The organism is Marinobacter sp. es.042, assembly GCF_900188315.1.
Classification (GTDB): Bacteria; Pseudomonadota; Gammaproteobacteria; order Pseudomonadales; family Oleiphilaceae; genus Marinobacter.
In genome coordinates, this window is record NZ_LT897781.1 from 1,723,617 (window position 1) to 1,739,144 (window position 15,528).

At 54.7% G+C, this 15,528-nt stretch carries 9 protein-coding genes, 2 tRNA genes and 3 rRNA genes; 4 read left to right on the forward strand and 10 right to left on the reverse strand.

The annotated features are described in order from the left end of the window. Positions 1–27 precede the first annotated feature (27 nt). From CFB02_RS08165 to CFB02_RS08175, 3 genes are read left to right on the forward strand one after another with little or no spacing between them, the layout of a single operon-like run. Complete coding sequence (locus CFB02_RS08165) at positions 28–3,546, forward strand: PAS domain-containing hybrid sensor histidine kinase/response regulator (RefSeq protein ID WP_088557613.1); 3,519 nt, start codon at positions 28–30, stop codon at positions 3,544–3,546. Continuing rightward, on the forward strand, positions 3,543–5,180 hold the full coding sequence (locus tag CFB02_RS08170) for a tetratricopeptide repeat-containing response regulator (protein ID WP_088557614.1): 1,638 nt from the start codon (positions 3,543–3,545) through the stop codon (positions 5,178–5,180). The genes CFB02_RS08165 and CFB02_RS08170 overlap by 4 nt, the downstream gene beginning before the upstream one ends. Further along, complete coding sequence (locus CFB02_RS08175; protein ID WP_088557615.1) at positions 5,177–5,857, forward strand: sensor histidine kinase; 681 nt, start codon at positions 5,177–5,179, stop codon at positions 5,855–5,857. Before CFB02_RS08170 ends, CFB02_RS08175 begins: the two co-directional genes overlap by 4 nt. A 67-nt stretch (positions 5,858–5,924) precedes the next feature. Here CFB02_RS08175 and rrf read toward each other — a convergent pair. The 9 genes from rrf to CFB02_RS08225 all read right to left on the reverse strand — a co-directional run bounded on the left by rrf (position 5,925) and on the right by CFB02_RS08225 (position 14,286). Then, positions 5,925–6,039, reverse strand: a 5S ribosomal RNA gene (gene rrf / locus CFB02_RS08180). 99 nt (positions 6,040–6,138) lie between these two features. After that, positions 6,139–9,030: ribosomal RNA gene (locus CFB02_RS08185) — 23S ribosomal RNA — on the reverse strand. A 347-nt stretch (positions 9,031–9,377) separates the two neighbouring features. Continuing rightward, positions 9,378–9,453: transfer RNA gene (locus tag CFB02_RS08190), tRNA-Ala, on the reverse strand. A gap of 94 nt (positions 9,454–9,547) precedes the next feature. Beyond that, a tRNA-Ile gene (locus tag CFB02_RS08195) sits at positions 9,548–9,624 on the reverse strand. 91 nt (positions 9,625–9,715) lie between these two features. Continuing rightward, positions 9,716–11,255 (reverse strand): 16S ribosomal RNA (locus CFB02_RS08200). The 16S, 23S and 5S rRNA genes sit together here with 2 tRNA genes alongside, the layout of an rRNA operon. Before the next feature lie 513 nt (positions 11,256–11,768). Then, positions 11,769–12,959 (reverse strand): formate-dependent phosphoribosylglycinamide formyltransferase, encoded by a 1,191-nt coding sequence (gene purT / locus CFB02_RS08210; protein ID WP_088557616.1) that lies wholly within the window; start codon positions 12,957–12,959, stop codon positions 11,769–11,771. A gap of 18 nt (positions 12,960–12,977) precedes the next feature. Further along, complete coding sequence (locus tag CFB02_RS08215; protein WP_008171481.1) at positions 12,978–13,166, reverse strand: DUF1289 domain-containing protein; 189 nt, start codon at positions 13,164–13,166, stop codon at positions 12,978–12,980. Next, positions 13,163–13,696, reverse strand: a complete 534-nt coding sequence (locus CFB02_RS08220) for a gamma carbonic anhydrase family protein (RefSeq protein WP_008171478.1) — start codon at positions 13,694–13,696, stop codon at positions 13,163–13,165. Before CFB02_RS08220 ends, CFB02_RS08215 begins: the two co-directional genes overlap by 4 nt. A 2-nt stretch (positions 13,697–13,698) precedes the next feature. After that, positions 13,699–14,286 (reverse strand): NUDIX hydrolase, encoded by a 588-nt coding sequence (locus CFB02_RS08225; protein WP_014576689.1) that lies wholly within the window; start codon positions 14,284–14,286, stop codon positions 13,699–13,701. A 97-nt stretch (positions 14,287–14,383) separates the two neighbouring features. On the opposite strand from CFB02_RS08225, the gene CFB02_RS08230 reads away from it, so the two are divergent. Continuing rightward, complete coding sequence (locus tag CFB02_RS08230) at positions 14,384–14,935, forward strand: NUDIX hydrolase (RefSeq protein ID WP_088557617.1); 552 nt, start codon at positions 14,384–14,386, stop codon at positions 14,933–14,935. A gap of 9 nt (positions 14,936–14,944) precedes the next feature. Here the strand turns inward: CFB02_RS08230 and CFB02_RS08235 are convergent, their stop codons facing one another. Continuing rightward, positions 14,945–15,256, reverse strand: coding sequence for a YqfO family protein (locus CFB02_RS08235; RefSeq protein ID WP_088557618.1), 312 nt, complete (start codon positions 15,254–15,256; stop codon positions 14,945–14,947). Positions 15,257–15,528 lie beyond the last annotated feature (272 nt).

The following is a 15,528-nucleotide window of genomic DNA, read 5'->3' on the forward strand; positions in this document are numbered from 1 at the left end:
TGCTGATACTGTCGGGAACGCGTAACCATGATTAGTGCCTGGCTGCTGGTCCTCATTTCCATCACCTACATCTCGATCCTGTTTGTGATCGCCTGGGCCGGCGACAAACACCCCGGGTTATATCGCAGGCGTCTGGCACGCACACACATATACGCACTCTCCCTGGCAGTCTACTTCACCTCCTGGACTTTCTACGGCGCCGTTGGACGCGCCACCCAGGAGGGTCTGGGGTTTCTCCCCATCTACCTCGGGCCCTTGCTGGTCTTCGTGTTCGGTGCACCCTTGCTGCGCCGGATCATCTATATCAGCAAGCGCAATAACAGTACCTCCATTGCCGATTTCATTGCCTCCCGGTATGGCAAATCCCAGCTTCTGGCCGCAATGATTGCGACCTTTGCGCTGATCGGCAGTGTTCCCTACATTGCCTTGCAACTGAAAGCCATTGCGATGGGCTTCAACGTGCTCTCGGCTACCGGAACAGGCTATGAAGAGCTGAGCACGGCGGCCTGGAGTGATTCCGCGTGGTACATCACCCTTGCCCTGGCGGTCTTCACCGTTCTGTTTGGTACCCGACACCTGGAATCCACCGAGCATCATCGGGGCATGATCCAGGCCGTGGCCTTCGAGTCACTAATCAAGCTCGTGGCTTTCGTCGCCGTGGGACTGTTCGTTGGCTACGGACTCTATGGCGGGTTTGGCGAACTGTTTGAACGGGCCCGGGACGCCGACCTGATCGGCACCCTGACCACCGATGGTATCGAAGCGCCGGCGTTCATTACCCAGACACTCATTGCCATGCTCGCCATCATCTGCCTGCCCCGGCAGTTTCATGTCATGGTGGTTGAAAATACCGATCATCGGGACTTCGAGATTGCACGCTGGGCGATGCCGATCTACCTGATCGTAGCGAGTGCCTTTGTGCTTCCTATTGCTGCTGCCGGCCTGCTGTCGCCCGAGGCCTCTGCTGGAAATCCTGACATCCTGATACTGCAACTACCGATCATGGCAGGCGAGGAATGGCTGGCCATACTGGCGTTCCTCGGTGGCGGGTCAGCGGCTGCAGCCATGGTAATCGTGTGCTCTGTGGCGATTGCCACCATGGTCAGCAACGAGATCATCATGCCGGCCCTGCTGAAATTTTTCCGACCGGGCATGAACCGGCGCACTGATCTCAGCTACCTGCTCCTGAGTATCCGCCGGGTCGCTATCTTTGTGGTGTTGCTCACCGCCTATGGTTTTTATCGGATGGCCGGCGAAGACTACAGCCTGACGGCTTTCGGCCTGCTCTCCTTTGCGGCAGCGGCGCAATTCGGGCCGGCGCTGGTAGGCGGTATTATCTGGCGCCGGGGCAATTACATGGGCGCCGTCTGGGGCCTTGGCCTTGGTTTCCTGATGTGGTGTTACACCCTGCTACTGCCGGCACTGGCCACCACTGGCTGGGTCTCTGACACCCTGATTGAGCAGGGAATCTGGGGACTGAACTGGACACGCCCCACTGCCCTGTTCGGGTCCGAGCTGGACCAGACCAGTCACGGCATTATCTGGAGCCTCGGCATCAACACGCTGGTATACATCGTACTTTCGATGCTGACCCGTCAACGTGTCCGCGAGAAGATCCAGATTGCCTCCTTCTTCCACGATCCGCAGCCCAAAGCGGAAACCGCGCAGCACCAGAGCTGGCAGGGCGAAATACTGACCTCCGACCTCCAGGCGCTTACCGATCGGTTCATGGGTGAAGAACGCTCGGAAACCATTTTCCGGAATTACGAACGCCGCAACGCCATCCGTTTGCACCCACAACGCCCGGCATCGGCGCATCTGATGAAATATATCGAGCGCCAACTGGCGTCGGTCATCGGCGCCTCCACCGCCAGGGTGGTCCTGGAATCGACCCTCACCGGCCGGGACATGCAGATCGAGGATGTGGTCAGCATCGTCGACGAAGCGTCCCAGGCCATGACCTTCAGCCGGGAGTTGCTCCAGTCAGCGATTGAAAATATCAGCCTGGGCGTGTCGGTGGTTAACCACCAGCAGCAACTGGTAGTCTGGAATCACCGGTATCTGGAGCTGTTCACCTACCCGAAGGGCTTCGTCAGGGTCGGTCGGCCTGTTGAAGATCTGATGCGCTATAACCTAACCAATGCCAATCTGTCAGCCCGCCGGATTGATGAGATCGTCGTCGATCGCTGCACCAGCATGCGGGAGGGCCGGCCGATGTCCTACGAGCGCCAGAGACCGGACGGTACCGTTTTACGCATTGATGGCAGCCCGATACCCGGTGGTGGCTATGTGACCACGTTCCAGGACATCACGGCCATGCGCAGAACCGAGCAGGCCCTCAAGGAGACCAACATCTATCTCGAGCAGCGGGTCAAGGAGCGCACCCAGGAGCTTCAGGTCATCAATGAGCAGATGCTGAAGGCTAAATCCGTGGCCGAGCAGGCCAACCAGAGCAAGACACGCTTCCTCGCCTCGGCCAGCCATGACCTTCTGCAGCCGCTGAACGCAGCGCGGCTATTCACCTCTGCCCTCGCCGGCAAAGCCGATGACGGCGAAATGAAAGATCTCGTGGACCACATCGACAGCTCTCTCGGGGCTGCCGAGGAGATCATCAGCACCCTGCTGGATATTTCAAAGCTGGACGCGGGTGCCTTGGAGCCCGATATCGGGGTCTTCCCCGTGAACGAGATCATGCGCCACCTGGCAACCGACTTTTCAGCAATCGCCAAGGACCAGAACCTTGAGCTGCACGTTGTGCCCAGCACGGCCTGGATCCGCTCCGATTCCAAATTGTTGCGTCGTGTGGTCCAGAATTTCCTGTCCAACGCCATACGCTACACCCCGGAAGGCAAGATTCTGCTCGGGTGCCGGCGTCTGAAAGGCTATATTCGTATAGAAGTCTGGGATACCGGTCCGGGGATACCCGAGGACCAGCTGGCACACATTTTCGAGGAATTCCGTCGGTTTCAGCATGGCCGTGATAAAAAAGGCCTGGGGCTCGGTCTCGCGATCGTTGACCGTATCAGCGGCATGCTGAACCACCCGGTGAGCGTCCATTCCGTCCAGGGCCGAGGCAGTGTCTTCGGCATCACAGTGCCAACAGCGGCCCCCGAACAGAACGAGACCGCCGCTGCCAAGCCCGCATCGGGCTCACGCAGGGTATCCAACCTCGGTGGCCTGCATTTCCTGTGCATCGATAACGACCCGGCTATCCTGCAGGGCATGGTCGCATTGCTTGGGAACTGGAAATGTGATGTAACGGCCGCCGAAAGCCTGGAAGACGCCATGGACAAACTGGAAGGGAACCGGCCCGATATTATACTTGCCGATTATCAGCTGGATGATAACAAGAACGGTCTCGATGCCATGGACAGCATTCGCGGTGCTCTTAATGCCAACATCCCGGGCATACTTATCACCGGCTATATGGCGCCTGAAGTTCGGGAGGATGCCATCAACCGGGGCTACCAGATTCTCTATAAACCGGTGAAACCGGCTGCACTGAGGGCACTGGTTAACAAGCTATTGAAACAGAAGCGCTCATGACCGACACCAAAGCGGACGTCAATCCTTTCGGCAAGCTCAACTATCTCGTCATCGATGACTTCGAAAATTTCCGATTGTCCATTCGCCAGATGTTGCGTAGTTGTGGCGCTGACACGATCGAGCTGGTTTCCAATGCCAGTCAGGCCATCCAGCACTGTACCTATAATCATGTGGATGTCGTGTTGTGCGACTTCAACCTGGGAGAAGGCAAGAATGGCCAGCATATTCTCGAGGACCTCCGGTACAAAAAATTACTGAAGCGCTCATCCCTGTTCCTCATGGTGACAGCGGAGACCTCCAAGGAGATGGTCATGGGGGCGAGGGAGTACCAGCCCGATGCCTATCTGACCAAGCCCATAAACCGGGCTGTACTCGAAAAACGTCTGGGCGCCCTGATCAGCCAGCGCAACACGCTCATGCCCATCAATCGGGAAATCGACCGGGAAAACTACCCGGAAGCCATTTCGCTCTGTCTCCAAATGCTGCCCCGGCAGCCACGCTACAAGACCTGGTTAATGAAAACCCTGGGCGACCTGTATTTCCAGCTCGGGGACCTGGCGCACGCGCTCAAAACCTTCGATGACGTCCTTGCGCAACGGGAATTGTCCTGGGCAAGGCTCGGACGCTGCAAAGTCCTGCTCGCCAATCGAAGCTTCAACCAGGCGGTGGACGGCCTGCGAGAGCTTATTGCAAATCATCCGGACTACATGGAGGCCTATGACCTTCTGGCAGAGGGTTTCGAACGGCAGGGCCGGCCGACACAGGCACAGCAGGTACTGGAGAAAGCCATAGAGCATTCCCCCAATGCACTACTTCGGCAAAAGCATCTGGCAAAGCTGGCCGGCTCCAACCAGGATCTCGAGACATCATCCGAGGCGTGGCAGCGCACAGTAGAGCTTGGCACCCACTCGATTCACGACAATTCAGAGCATTACCTCGCCTTGGGCCAGGCACTTTCCGACCTCAGCGAGGGCAATCTTGAAGAAGAAGGCAAAGAAAAAGCGAGGGAAGCACTAACGGTTCTTAAGAAGATGGAAGAGCGATTCGAGGCTGAGGAAGGTATCAGCCTGCGGAGCCAGATCGTCCAGTGCCGGGTTTATGCAGGACAGGGTCAGGACAAAGAGGCGACCAAAATCCTCGAGAGGATCAGACCGGAACTCGACAATGCCACAGCCCTGGATGCCGCAACGGGTCTTGATTACGCCAAGACCCTGTTTCGACTCGGCCATGAAAGCGACGCCAAAGCGCTGTTGCGAGAGATGTCAGAGCGGTTCAGCAACGAGCCTGACATACTTCAGAAGATTGAAAGCCTCCTTGATGAGCCCGTGGGGTTCCGGCAGAAAATCAAAGCCCGAACCCTCAACCGGGACGGAATAAAAGCGTTCGAAGCCGGGAACCTGCAAGAAGCCGTGGAGATCTTTTCAAAGGCTCTGGAAATCGTCCCGGACCACGCCGCCCTGAACCTTAACCTGGTTCAGGTGCTGATGAAGGAGAATGACAACAGTCCCGGTGACGCTGAGCTCCTCAAACGCTGCCAGACTTGCCTGGATCGCCTGGCAGGACTGCCGGAGCAACACCGCCAACATCGGCGCTATATCGCCTTACAACGAAAACTGAAGGGGCTGATGGTATGAAAGACCAGAATATCGATTTTTCCATGGTGCTTGCCTCAGCCGTTCACGATATGAAGAACTCGCTTGGCATGCTCCTTAATTCCCTCGACGAGCTTCGCAGCGAGCACGAGGAAAGCCTCGGGGAATCTTCCCGCTTAAATACCCTGCAGTACGAAGCCGAACGGATGCACAACGATCTGGTGCAACTCCTTGGTATCTACCGGCTTGGCGAGAACAACCTCTCGGCACACATTGAGGAGCACTTTGTGCCGGATTTCCTCTCGGAACACCTGGCCAGACACAACCCTCTTCTGCAAGGGCTCGGCATTGATGTTTCCGTGGACGCTGAGGACATAAACGGCTTTTTCGACGAGGATCTGTTGACCGGTGTACTCAATAACACCATCAACAATGCCATCCGCTATACCCGCAGCAGAATCCGTCTTACCGCTGGCGAGAGAGACGGTTACCTGGTGATCGGTGTTGAGGACGATGGCAAGGGGTATCCCGACAACATGCAGCACACGGGAACACTCAACTTCAAATCCCTTGATTTCAAGAGTGGCAGTACCAGCCTCGGGCTGTTCTTCGCCTCATCCGTTGCCAGACTGCACAGTGAGGGAAAGCGAAGTGGGTCGATAAAACTCCACAACGGTGGGAGCCTCGGTGGTGGGGTGTTTGAGATCTGGCTGCCCTGATCCAGGTCTTTTCTGAAGGCAATAAAAAACCCCAACATCGAGGATGCTGGGGTTTTTGGTATTAGGAGCCTGACGATGACCTACTCTCACATGGGCAACGCCACACTACCATCGGCGCTGGTCTGTTTCACTTCTGAGTTCGGGATGGGATCAGGTGGTTCCAGACCGCTATGGTCGTCAGGCAAAACGGTTGATCACTGGGGGACGAGAAGGAACTGAGTGATGTTGATTTCGTTTGAGCGGTTAGGCTCTGCGTTATCCGCAATTGTCTTGGGTGTTATATAGTCAAGCCGCACGAGCAATTAGTATCGGTTAGCTCAACGCCTCGCAGCGCTTACACACCCGACCTATCAACGTCCTGGTCTTGAACGGCTCTTCAGGGACCTCAAGGGTCCAGGGAGATCTCATCTTGGAAGGGGCTTCCCGCTTAGATGCTTTCAGCGGTTATCCTGTCCGAACATAGCTACCGGGCAATGCCACTGGCGTGACAACCCGAACACCAGAGGTTCGTCCACTCCGGTCCTCTCGTACTAGGAGCAGCTTTCCTCAAATCTCCAACGTCCACGGCAGATAGGGACCGAACTGTCTCACGACGTTCTAAACCCAGCTCGCGTACCACTTTAAATGGCGAACAGCCATACCCTTGGGACCGGCTTCAGCCCCAGGATGTGATGAGCCGACATCGAGGTGCCAAACACCGCCGTCGATGTGAACTCTTGGGCGGTATCAGCCTGTTATCCCCGGAGTACCTTTTATCCGTTGAGCGATGGCCCTTCCATACAGAACCACCGGATCACTATGACCTACTTTCGTACCTGCTCGACGTGTCTGTCTCGCAGTTAAGCGGGCTTGTGCCATTACACTAACCGCATGATGTCCGACCATGCTTAGCCCACCTTTGTGCTCCTCCGTTACGCTTTGGGAGGAGACCGCCCCAGTCAAACTACCCACCACACAGTGTCCTCATCCCCGATAAGGGGACCAAGTTAGAACCTCAAACATGTCAGGCTGGTATTTCAAGGTTGGCTCCATGAGAACTGGCGTTCCCACTTCAAAGCCTCCCAGCTATCCTACACAAACATGCTCAAAGTTCACTGTGAAGCTATAGTAAAGGTTCACGGGGTCTTTCCGTCTAGCCGCGGATACACCGCATCTTCACGGCGATTTCAATTTCACTGAGTCTCGGGTAGAGACAGCGCCCCCATCGTTACGCCATTCGTGCAGGTCGGAACTTACCCGACAAGGAATTTCGCTACCTTAGGACCGTTATAGTTACGGCCGCCGTTTACCGGGGCTTCGATCAAGAGCTTCGCGCAAGCGCTAACCCCATCAATTAACCTTCCGGCACCGGGCAGGCGTCACACCGTATACGTCCACTTTCGTGTTTGCACAGTGCTGTGTTTTTAATAAACAGTCGCAGGGGCCTGGTATCTTCGACTGGCTTCAGCTCCACCCGCAGGGGTATCACCTAACACCAGCGTGCCTTCTCCCGAAGTTACGGCACCATTTTGCCTAGTTCCTTTACCCGAGTTCTCTCAAGCGCCTTGGTATTCTCTACCTGACCACCTGTGTCGGTTTGGGGTACGGTCTCGAATAGCCTGAAGCTTAGAAGATTTTCCTGGAAGCATGGCATCAATGACTTCCCGCTCTAGGAGCAGTCGTCGTCGCGTCTCGAGATTGTGGACCCGGATTTGCCTAAGTCCACTCCCTACTCGCTTAAACCGGGACAACCGTCGCCCGGCTCACCTAGCCTTCTCCGTCTCTCCATCGCAGCTATCCAAGGTACGGGAATATTAACCCGTTTCCCATCGACTACACCTTTCGGTCTCGCCTTAGGGGCCGACTCACCCTGCGCCGATTAGCGTTGCGCAGGAACCCTTGGTCTTCCGGCGTGCGGGTTTTTCACCCGCATTGTCGTTACTCATGTCAGCATTCGCACTTCTGATACCTCCAGCATGCTTCTCAACACACCTTCGCAGGCTTACAGAACGCTCCCCTACCCCGCATACAAAGTATGCAGCCGCAGCTTCGGTGACCAGTTTGAGCCCCGTTACATCTTCCGCGCAGGCCGACTCGACTAGTGAGCTATTACGCTTTCTTTAAAGGATGGCTGCTTCTAAGCCAACCTCCTAGCTGTCTGAGCCTTCCCACATCGTTTCCCACTTAACTGGTACTTGGGGACCTTAGCTGGCGGTCTGGGTTGTTTCCCTCTTCACGACGGACGTTAGCACCCGCCGTGTGTCTCCCGGATAGTACTCACAGGTATTCGGAGTTTGCATCGGGTTGGTAAGTCGGGATGACCCCCTAGCCGAAACAGTGCTCTACCCCCTGTGGTATTCGTCCGAGGCGCTACCTAAATAGCTTTCGGGGAGAACCAGCTATCTCCGGGCTTGATTAGCCTTTCACTCCGATCCACAAGTCATCCCCTGGCTTTTCAACGACAGTGGGTTCGGTCCTCCAGTTGATGTTACTCAACCTTCAACCTGCTCATGGATAGATCGCCCGGTTTCGGGTCTATGCCCAGCGACTAAATCGCCCTATTCAGACTCGGTTTCCCTACGGCTCCCCTAAACGGTTAACCTCGCCACTGAACATAAGTCGCTGACCCATTATACAAAAGGTACGCCGTCACGGAACAAGTCCGCTCCGACTGCTTGTACGCATACGGTTTCAGGATCTATTTCACTCCCCTCACAGGGGTTCTTTTCGCCTTTCCCTCACGGTACTGGTTCACTATCGGTCAGTCAGGAGTATTTAGCCTTGGAGGATGGTCCCCCCATGTTCAGACAGGATATCACGTGTCCCGTCCTACTCGATTTCACTAAACTCAGGTTTCGGATACGGGGCTATCACCCACTATGGCGGCACTTTCCAGAGCCTTCTCCTACCAGTTGTCTAGCTTAAGGGCTAATCCCCGTTCGCTCGCCGCTACTTAGGGAATCTCGGTTGATTTCTTTTCCTCGGGGTACTTAGATGTTTCAGTTCCCCCGGTTCGCCTCTTACACCTATGTATTCAGTGCAAGATACCGACCCGAAAGTCGGTGGGTTTCCCCATTCAGAAATGCCCGGATCACAGCTTGTTTGCCAGCTCCCCGAACCTTATCGCAGGCTTCCACGTCTTTCATCGCCTCTGACTGCCAAGGCATCCACCGTATGCGCTTAGTTGCTTGACTATATAACCCCAAGACAACTGATCACGAATTAACACCCATCACCAGGCAAGCCTGATTCAGAGGTTTCTTCGAGACAGCCACTTGAAGTAATAGAACAACCACTTCAACGACAACACCGGATAACGCTTGAAATCGTTATCACTCTGATCAATGAATTCCGGAGATAATGGAATCCATCAATCGTGTTCTATCTCGTCCAATTTGTTAAAGAGCAAATCTGACCCAGTGATCAGAAAGAAGATCTTCAGCGACAACTCTTAATCGAGTCACACAACTGAAAAGCTTGTTTCTGTACACTGCTAACCGAAGTTAGTCAGTTATAAACGCATCGATCGTTCAGGCTTTTTTGGTGGAGCTGAGCGGGATCGAACCGCTGACCTCCTGCGTGCAAGGCAGGCGCTCTCCCAACTGAGCTACAGCCCCAATTAAGCTGCCAGGAATTATTCAGATCTAGGCGTCGAAGTGCGCCGCATAGCCTGCTATGCAAGTGCTTCGACAACGACGAGCTGGATAATTCTGGTGGGTCTGGGTGGACTTGAACCACCGACCTCACCCTTATCAGGGGTGCGCTCTAACCACCTGAGCTACAGACCCAAAAACACGGGCCTGCAACGACCCATCTGCTCTCTTTATTCAGCTAACCAAGTAATTCGTGTGGACTCTGACCGAAGCATTCGGCTTCGTTTAAGGAGGTGATCCAGCCGCAGGTTCCCCTACGGCTACCTTGTTACGACTTCACCCCAGTCATGAACCACACCGTGGTGATCGTCCTCCCGAAGGTTAGACTAACCACTTCTGGTGCAATCCACTCCCATGGTGTGACGGGCGGTGTGTACAAGGCCCGGGAACGTATTCACCGTGACATTCTGATTCACGATTACTAGCGATTCCGACTTCACGCAGTCGAGTTGCAGACTGCGATCCGGACTACGATGCGTTTTGTGAGATTGGCTCCCCCTCGCGGGTTTGCAGCCCTCTGTGCGCACCATTGTAGCACGTGTGTAGCCCTGGCCGTAAGGGCCATGATGACCTGACGTCATCCCCACCTTCCTCCGGTTTGTCACCGGCAGTCTCCCTAGAGTTCTCAGCCGAACTGCTAGCAACTAGGGATAGGGGTTGCGCTCGTTACGGGACTTAACCCAACATCTCACGACACGAGCTGACGACGGCCATGCAGCACCTGTGTCAGAGTTCCCGAAGGCACCAATCCATCTCTGGAAAGTTCTCTGCATGTCAAGGCCAGGTAAGGTTCTTCGCGTTGCGTCGAATTAAACCACATGCTCCACCGCTTGTGCGGGCCCCCGTCAATTCATTTGAGTTTTAACCTTGCGGCCGTACTCCCCAGGCGGTCTACTTAGTGCGTTAGCTGCGCCACTAAGACTTCAAGAGTCCCAACGGCTAGTAGACATCGTTTACGGCGTGGACTACCAGGGTATCTAATCCTGTTTGCTCCCCACGCTTTCGCACCTCAGTGTCAGTATTGGTCCAGGTAGCCGCCTTCGCCACTGGTGTTCCTTCCTATATCTACGCATTTCACCGCTACACAGGAAATTCCACTACCCTCTACCATACTCTAGCCTGACAGTTCGAAATGCCGTTCCCAGGTTAAGCCCGGGGCTTTCACATCTCGCTTATCAAACCACCTACGCGCGCTTTACGCCCAGTAATTCCGATTAACGCTTGCACCCTCCGTATTACCGCGGCTGCTGGCACGGAGTTAGCCGGTGCTTCTTCTGTGAGTAACGTCAAGCCCTACGAGTATTAGTCGCAGAATTTTCCTCCTCACTGAAAGTGCTTTACAACCCGAAAGCCTTCTTCACACACGCGGCATGGCTGGATCAGGGTTGCCCCCATTGTCCAATATTCCCCACTGCTGCCTCCCGTAGGAGTTCGGGCCGTGTCTCAGTCCCGATGTGGCTGATCATCCTCTCAGACCAGCTACGGATCGTCGCCTTGGTAGGCCTTTACCCTACCAACTAGCTAATCCGACATAGGCACATCCAATAGCGCAAGGTCCGAAGATCCCCTGCTTTCCCCCGAAGGGCGTACGCGGTATTAATCCGGGTTTCCCCGGGCTATCCCCCACTACTGGGCAGTTTCCTATGCATTACTCACCCGTCCGCCGCTCGTCAGCGGGGTGCAAGCACCCCCTGTTACCGCTCGACTTGCATGTGTTAAGCCTGCCGCCAGCGTTCAATCTGAGCCATGATCAAACTCTTCAGTTTAAATCATACAAGAATCCGAAGATTCTCTATTCTTGCTCAAGACAAAACTCAATTTCGACGAGTCACTGTCCTGATATTTCATATCCGAAATACCTCGGCCAGCGCCCACACGAATTACTTGGTCAACTTTTTAAAGAGCGTTTGAGCTGTTGCTCAATCAAGGCCGCGTATTCTACATCGTAGCGCCGCCTTGTCAACCGTTTATTTTTCGATGTTTTCCGTCTCCGGAAAGCGCCGAAAAATGACCCGGCTTACTGCTTGTTTCGAGGCGCGCATTCTACAGCGAATCGCTTGCCTGTCAACTGCTTTCTGAAGAATTTTGAAACTCATTTTCTTCAGCGCTTTCAAACAGTTATCTTTCGATTTCTGAGCCGCCTCAGCGGTGCTCCCTTCGAAAGAGATGCGCATTCTACAGACCTGCCCGAGGGTGTCAACGGTTCACTCCGAATTTTTTCGCGAATCGTCATCAAACCTTCATAAGCCTGGCTGATCAGAACCAGGCCTCGGTAGACCTCATAGTTCAACGGTAATCGAATTTGCCGAGCCGCGAGCTTTCTTACGCGCTTCATCCACCGTTGCGCCCTTCGCCAGGGCAACGCCCATTCGACGGCGACCCTTCAACTCGGGCTTGCCGAACAAACGCAATTGAGTATCCGGCTCAGAAAGCGCTGACTCAAGACCGGAATACGATACGGATGCCGAATCGCCCTCAGGAAGAATCACGGCTGATGCCGAGGGACCAGTCTGCCGTATCGTGGGAATGGGCAAACCCAGAATGGCTCGGGCATGCAGTGCAAATTCGGACAAGTCCTGTGAGACCAACGTTACCAGGCCAGTATCGTGCGGACGCGGCGAAACCTCGGAGAACCAGACATTGTCTTCCTTAACAAACAGCTCCACACCGTAGATGCCATAGCCACCGAGGTTTTCGACCACAGCGCGGGCAACTTCGGCCGAACGCTCGTAGGCCAGCGGGGCCATTGGCTGTGGTTGCCAGGATTCCCGATAGTCTCCATCTTCCTGCCGGTGCCCGATGGGCTCACAAAAAGACACGCCATCACGGTGCTTGACGGTGAGCAGGGTAATCTCATAATCAAAGTCCACAAAGCCTTCGACAATCACCCTTCCCTTTCCGGCACGCCCGCCAGACTGGGCATATTCCCAGGCCGCTTCAATATCATCCTCGGTCTTGACGGTACTCTGCCCCTTGCCCGAGGAGCTCATCACCGGCTTTACCACAAGTGGCAGGCCTATTTCGTTCACGGCGGCAAGGTACTCTTCCCGGGTACCTGCAAAGCGGTAGGGTGAGGTAGGCAGCCCGAGCTCTTCAGCCGCGAGCCTCCGGATTCCCTCACGGTTCATGGTGAGGTTCACCGCTCTGGCGGTGGGGATGACGCGATAGCCTTCCTCTTCGAGCTTTACCAACTCCGGCGTGGCAATCGCTTCAATCTCCGGAACAATCAGATCCGGCTTTTCCTGTTCGATAACACTGCGCAGGCTAGCGCCGTCCAGCATGTCGATGACATGGCTCCGATGCGCCACCTGCATGGCAGGCGCATCCGCATATCTGTCGACAGCGATCACTTCGACGCCATAGCGCTGAAGTTCAATGACAACTTCCTTGCCAAGCTCACCGGATCCACAAAACAACACCCTGAAGGCATTACCTTTGAGGGGAGTACCAATTCGAACTGAGTCAGTCATGATTTACCAACACCTATGTTAGCCATGAATCAGGGAACCTTTTTCGCGCTCCGCCACTTTCCGGAGCACCTCGCGCCGTTCGTCGTCATCCATCCTGGTCCAGAGGGTGATCTCATCCCCACTCCGATGGCAGCCCACACAGATGTCATTTTCATCAAGCGCGCAGATGCTTACGCAGGGCGATCGAACCTTGTCAGCAACACTCATTTTTTCGGCTCGCAGGGCTTGAGTTCATCGGCGTAACGAGCAGCATTCTGAACATAGTGCTGCGCACTCATTTCCAGCATCTTCTTCTGGCTATCGTTGAGCTCCCGCTTGATCTTGCCCGGCGAACCGACAACCATGGAGCCGTCAGGCACCTCCATTCCTTCGGGAATGAGAGCATTGGCGCCAATCAGGCAGTGCTTGCCAATCTTTGCTCCGTTCAGAACCACAGCATTTATGCCAATTAAAGAGTAATCACCAATCTCGCACCCATGGAGCATTACCTTGTGACCAACCGTTACACCCTTACCCAGAGTAAGAGGCATACCCGGGTCTGTATGCAGCACCGAACCGTCCTGAACATTTGTTTCAGGCCCAATGGTGATCCACTCGTTGTCACCACGTAGAACGGCATTGAACCAGACGCTGGCCTTATCCATCAGCCGGACACGGCCTATCACCGACGCGTTCTCGGCCACAAAGTGACCTTCACCTTCCAGTTCCGGCGTTCGGTCATTCAACTGGTAAAACATTCTCAGCCTCCTTCAGGCGGTTCAAGCAGATCGATTCCGGCATCGTACACAGCGTTCAGGAAGTCAACCAGAACCACTGCCGACAGGCCCCAGATCTCGTAGCGTTCCCAACGGTAGCAGGGTACGTAAAACGTATGGTTCAGGAAATCCAGAGCATCTGTGCGCTCCCGCCTGTCTTCCAGGAAAAACGATAGAGGCACGCGGAATACACTTTCGATTTCATGGGGGTTTGGCTCCAAAGGATGATCTCCGGGAATCACACCAACGTAAGGTGTAACTAGAATTCCGTAACGGGACATCACCTGACTGAGCGGCGCAATTATTTGTACTTGATCCGGCGGCAATCCGATCTCTTCATGGGTTTCACGTAACGCCGTTGCTGCCAGAGACGGGTCTTCCGGATCCCTTTTGCCGCCGGGATAGGCGACCTGCCCGCGATGGGTGCTCAGATTCTCAGACCTGAGCGTAAAGATCATCTCCGGGTTTTTCAGGTCGTCGGTTACCGGAACCAGTATGCCTGCCTCAGGATAATCCAGGGCCAGCTGGCGCGGTGCATAGCCGGCCAGGCGCTCGGCAAGTAAATCACGCAATGTTCATCTCCACGGTACATCCGGAGGTTGGATGAGACAGAGGCAGCCGGGATCGTTAAACTGACTACCAAACCAATTTAAGTATACGGGGAAAATCATGAAGTACTGCAGCACATGCGGCCATCCGGTTGAACAACGCATCCCCGAAGGCGATAACCGTCACCGCTATGTCTGTGTCAGCTGCGATACCATACATTACCAGAACCCACGGATTGTCGCCGGCACGGTGCCCGTATGGGAAGGCCAGATACTGCTGTGTCGCCGCGCTATCGAACCTCGCTATGGTTACTGGACCCTGCCTGCTGGTTTCATGGAGAACGCTGAAACCACCATCGAGGCCGCCGAGCGGGAAACGATGGAAGAAGCGCTTGCGGAGGTAAACATTGAAGGCCTCTATTCCATCATCGACGTCCCGCACATCAATCAGGTACACATGTTCTACCGGGCCACCCTGAAAGACGGTCAGTTTGGCGCAGGTGAGGAGTCTCTCGAATCCAGACTGTTCGGCCTGGACGAGATTCCCTGGGAAGAAATCTCGTTCCCGACCGTCAAGCGAACCCTGGAACTTTTCCTGTCTGACTACAGTCGCGAATCCTTCGGGGTTCACGTGAGTGATATCCGCCACCCCTTGGCGAAAGACCACAAGTAGCGCGGGCGACTACAATTCTTCCATTCGATAGATTTCGTAAGCGGGCTCCTCGTATGGGTGGGCCTGCTTAAGTGCCGCGAGGGCATCCTTTATCAGATCGTCGGCGCAAACCAGCTCAACCTTGTATTCATCCACCGCTTCAATCTCCCCGGCATGGCCGAGAAACGGATCGCTTCCTTCAAGCGGACGAAACTGCCCTCTTCCAAGACATTGCCAGGCACAGGAATCGTAATCACCGATTCGACCGGCGCCGGCATCGAACAATGCCTGTTTGGTTTTTTCGACGTGAGTCTCCGGAACGAAATAACACATCTTGTACATCGAAAAACCTCCTTCAGGTCGGATATTTTTTGTACAGATTAATAGCTTAGATACTTACCCACAGAATCTGTGGATAACTCTGGGGAAAGTTTTTGGGAACACGCCCTCAAACCCCGTAATCACTGCACTTCCGTTAAATTGGCGACAAAATCACCTGATTCATTTATTCTATATTTTTCAATTGGTTATGACTTTTGGGCAAAAGTTGAACCAAATTCCTGCTCTTTGTGCACAGAACAAACAGGGAGGCACCAGCAATGTGCATAAAAATA

Coding starts and splice junctions, on each gene's coding strand:
- CFB02_RS08165 (WP_088557613.1), top strand. CDS start 28: ATGATTAGTGCCTGGCTGCTGGTCCTCATTTCCATCACCTACATCTCG.
- CFB02_RS08170 (WP_088557614.1), top strand. CDS start 3,543: ATGACCGACACCAAAGCGGACGTCAATCCTTTCGGCAAGCTCAACTAT.
- CFB02_RS08175 (WP_088557615.1), top strand. CDS start 5,177: ATGAAAGACCAGAATATCGATTTTTCCATGGTGCTTGCCTCAGCCGTT.
- purT (WP_088557616.1), bottom strand. CDS start 12,959: ATGACTGACTCAGTTCGAATTGGTACTCCCCTCAAAGGTAATGCCTTC.
- CFB02_RS08215 (WP_008171481.1), bottom strand. CDS start 13,166: ATGAGTGTTGCTGACAAGGTTCGATCGCCCTGCGTAAGCATCTGCGCG.
- CFB02_RS08220 (WP_008171478.1), bottom strand. CDS start 13,696: ATGTTTTACCAGTTGAATGACCGAACGCCGGAACTGGAAGGTGAAGGT.
- CFB02_RS08230 (WP_088557617.1), top strand. CDS start 14,384: ATGAAGTACTGCAGCACATGCGGCCATCCGGTTGAACAACGCATCCCC.
- CFB02_RS08235 (WP_088557618.1), bottom strand. CDS start 15,256: ATGTACAAGATGTGTTATTTCGTTCCGGAGACTCACGTCGAAAAAACC.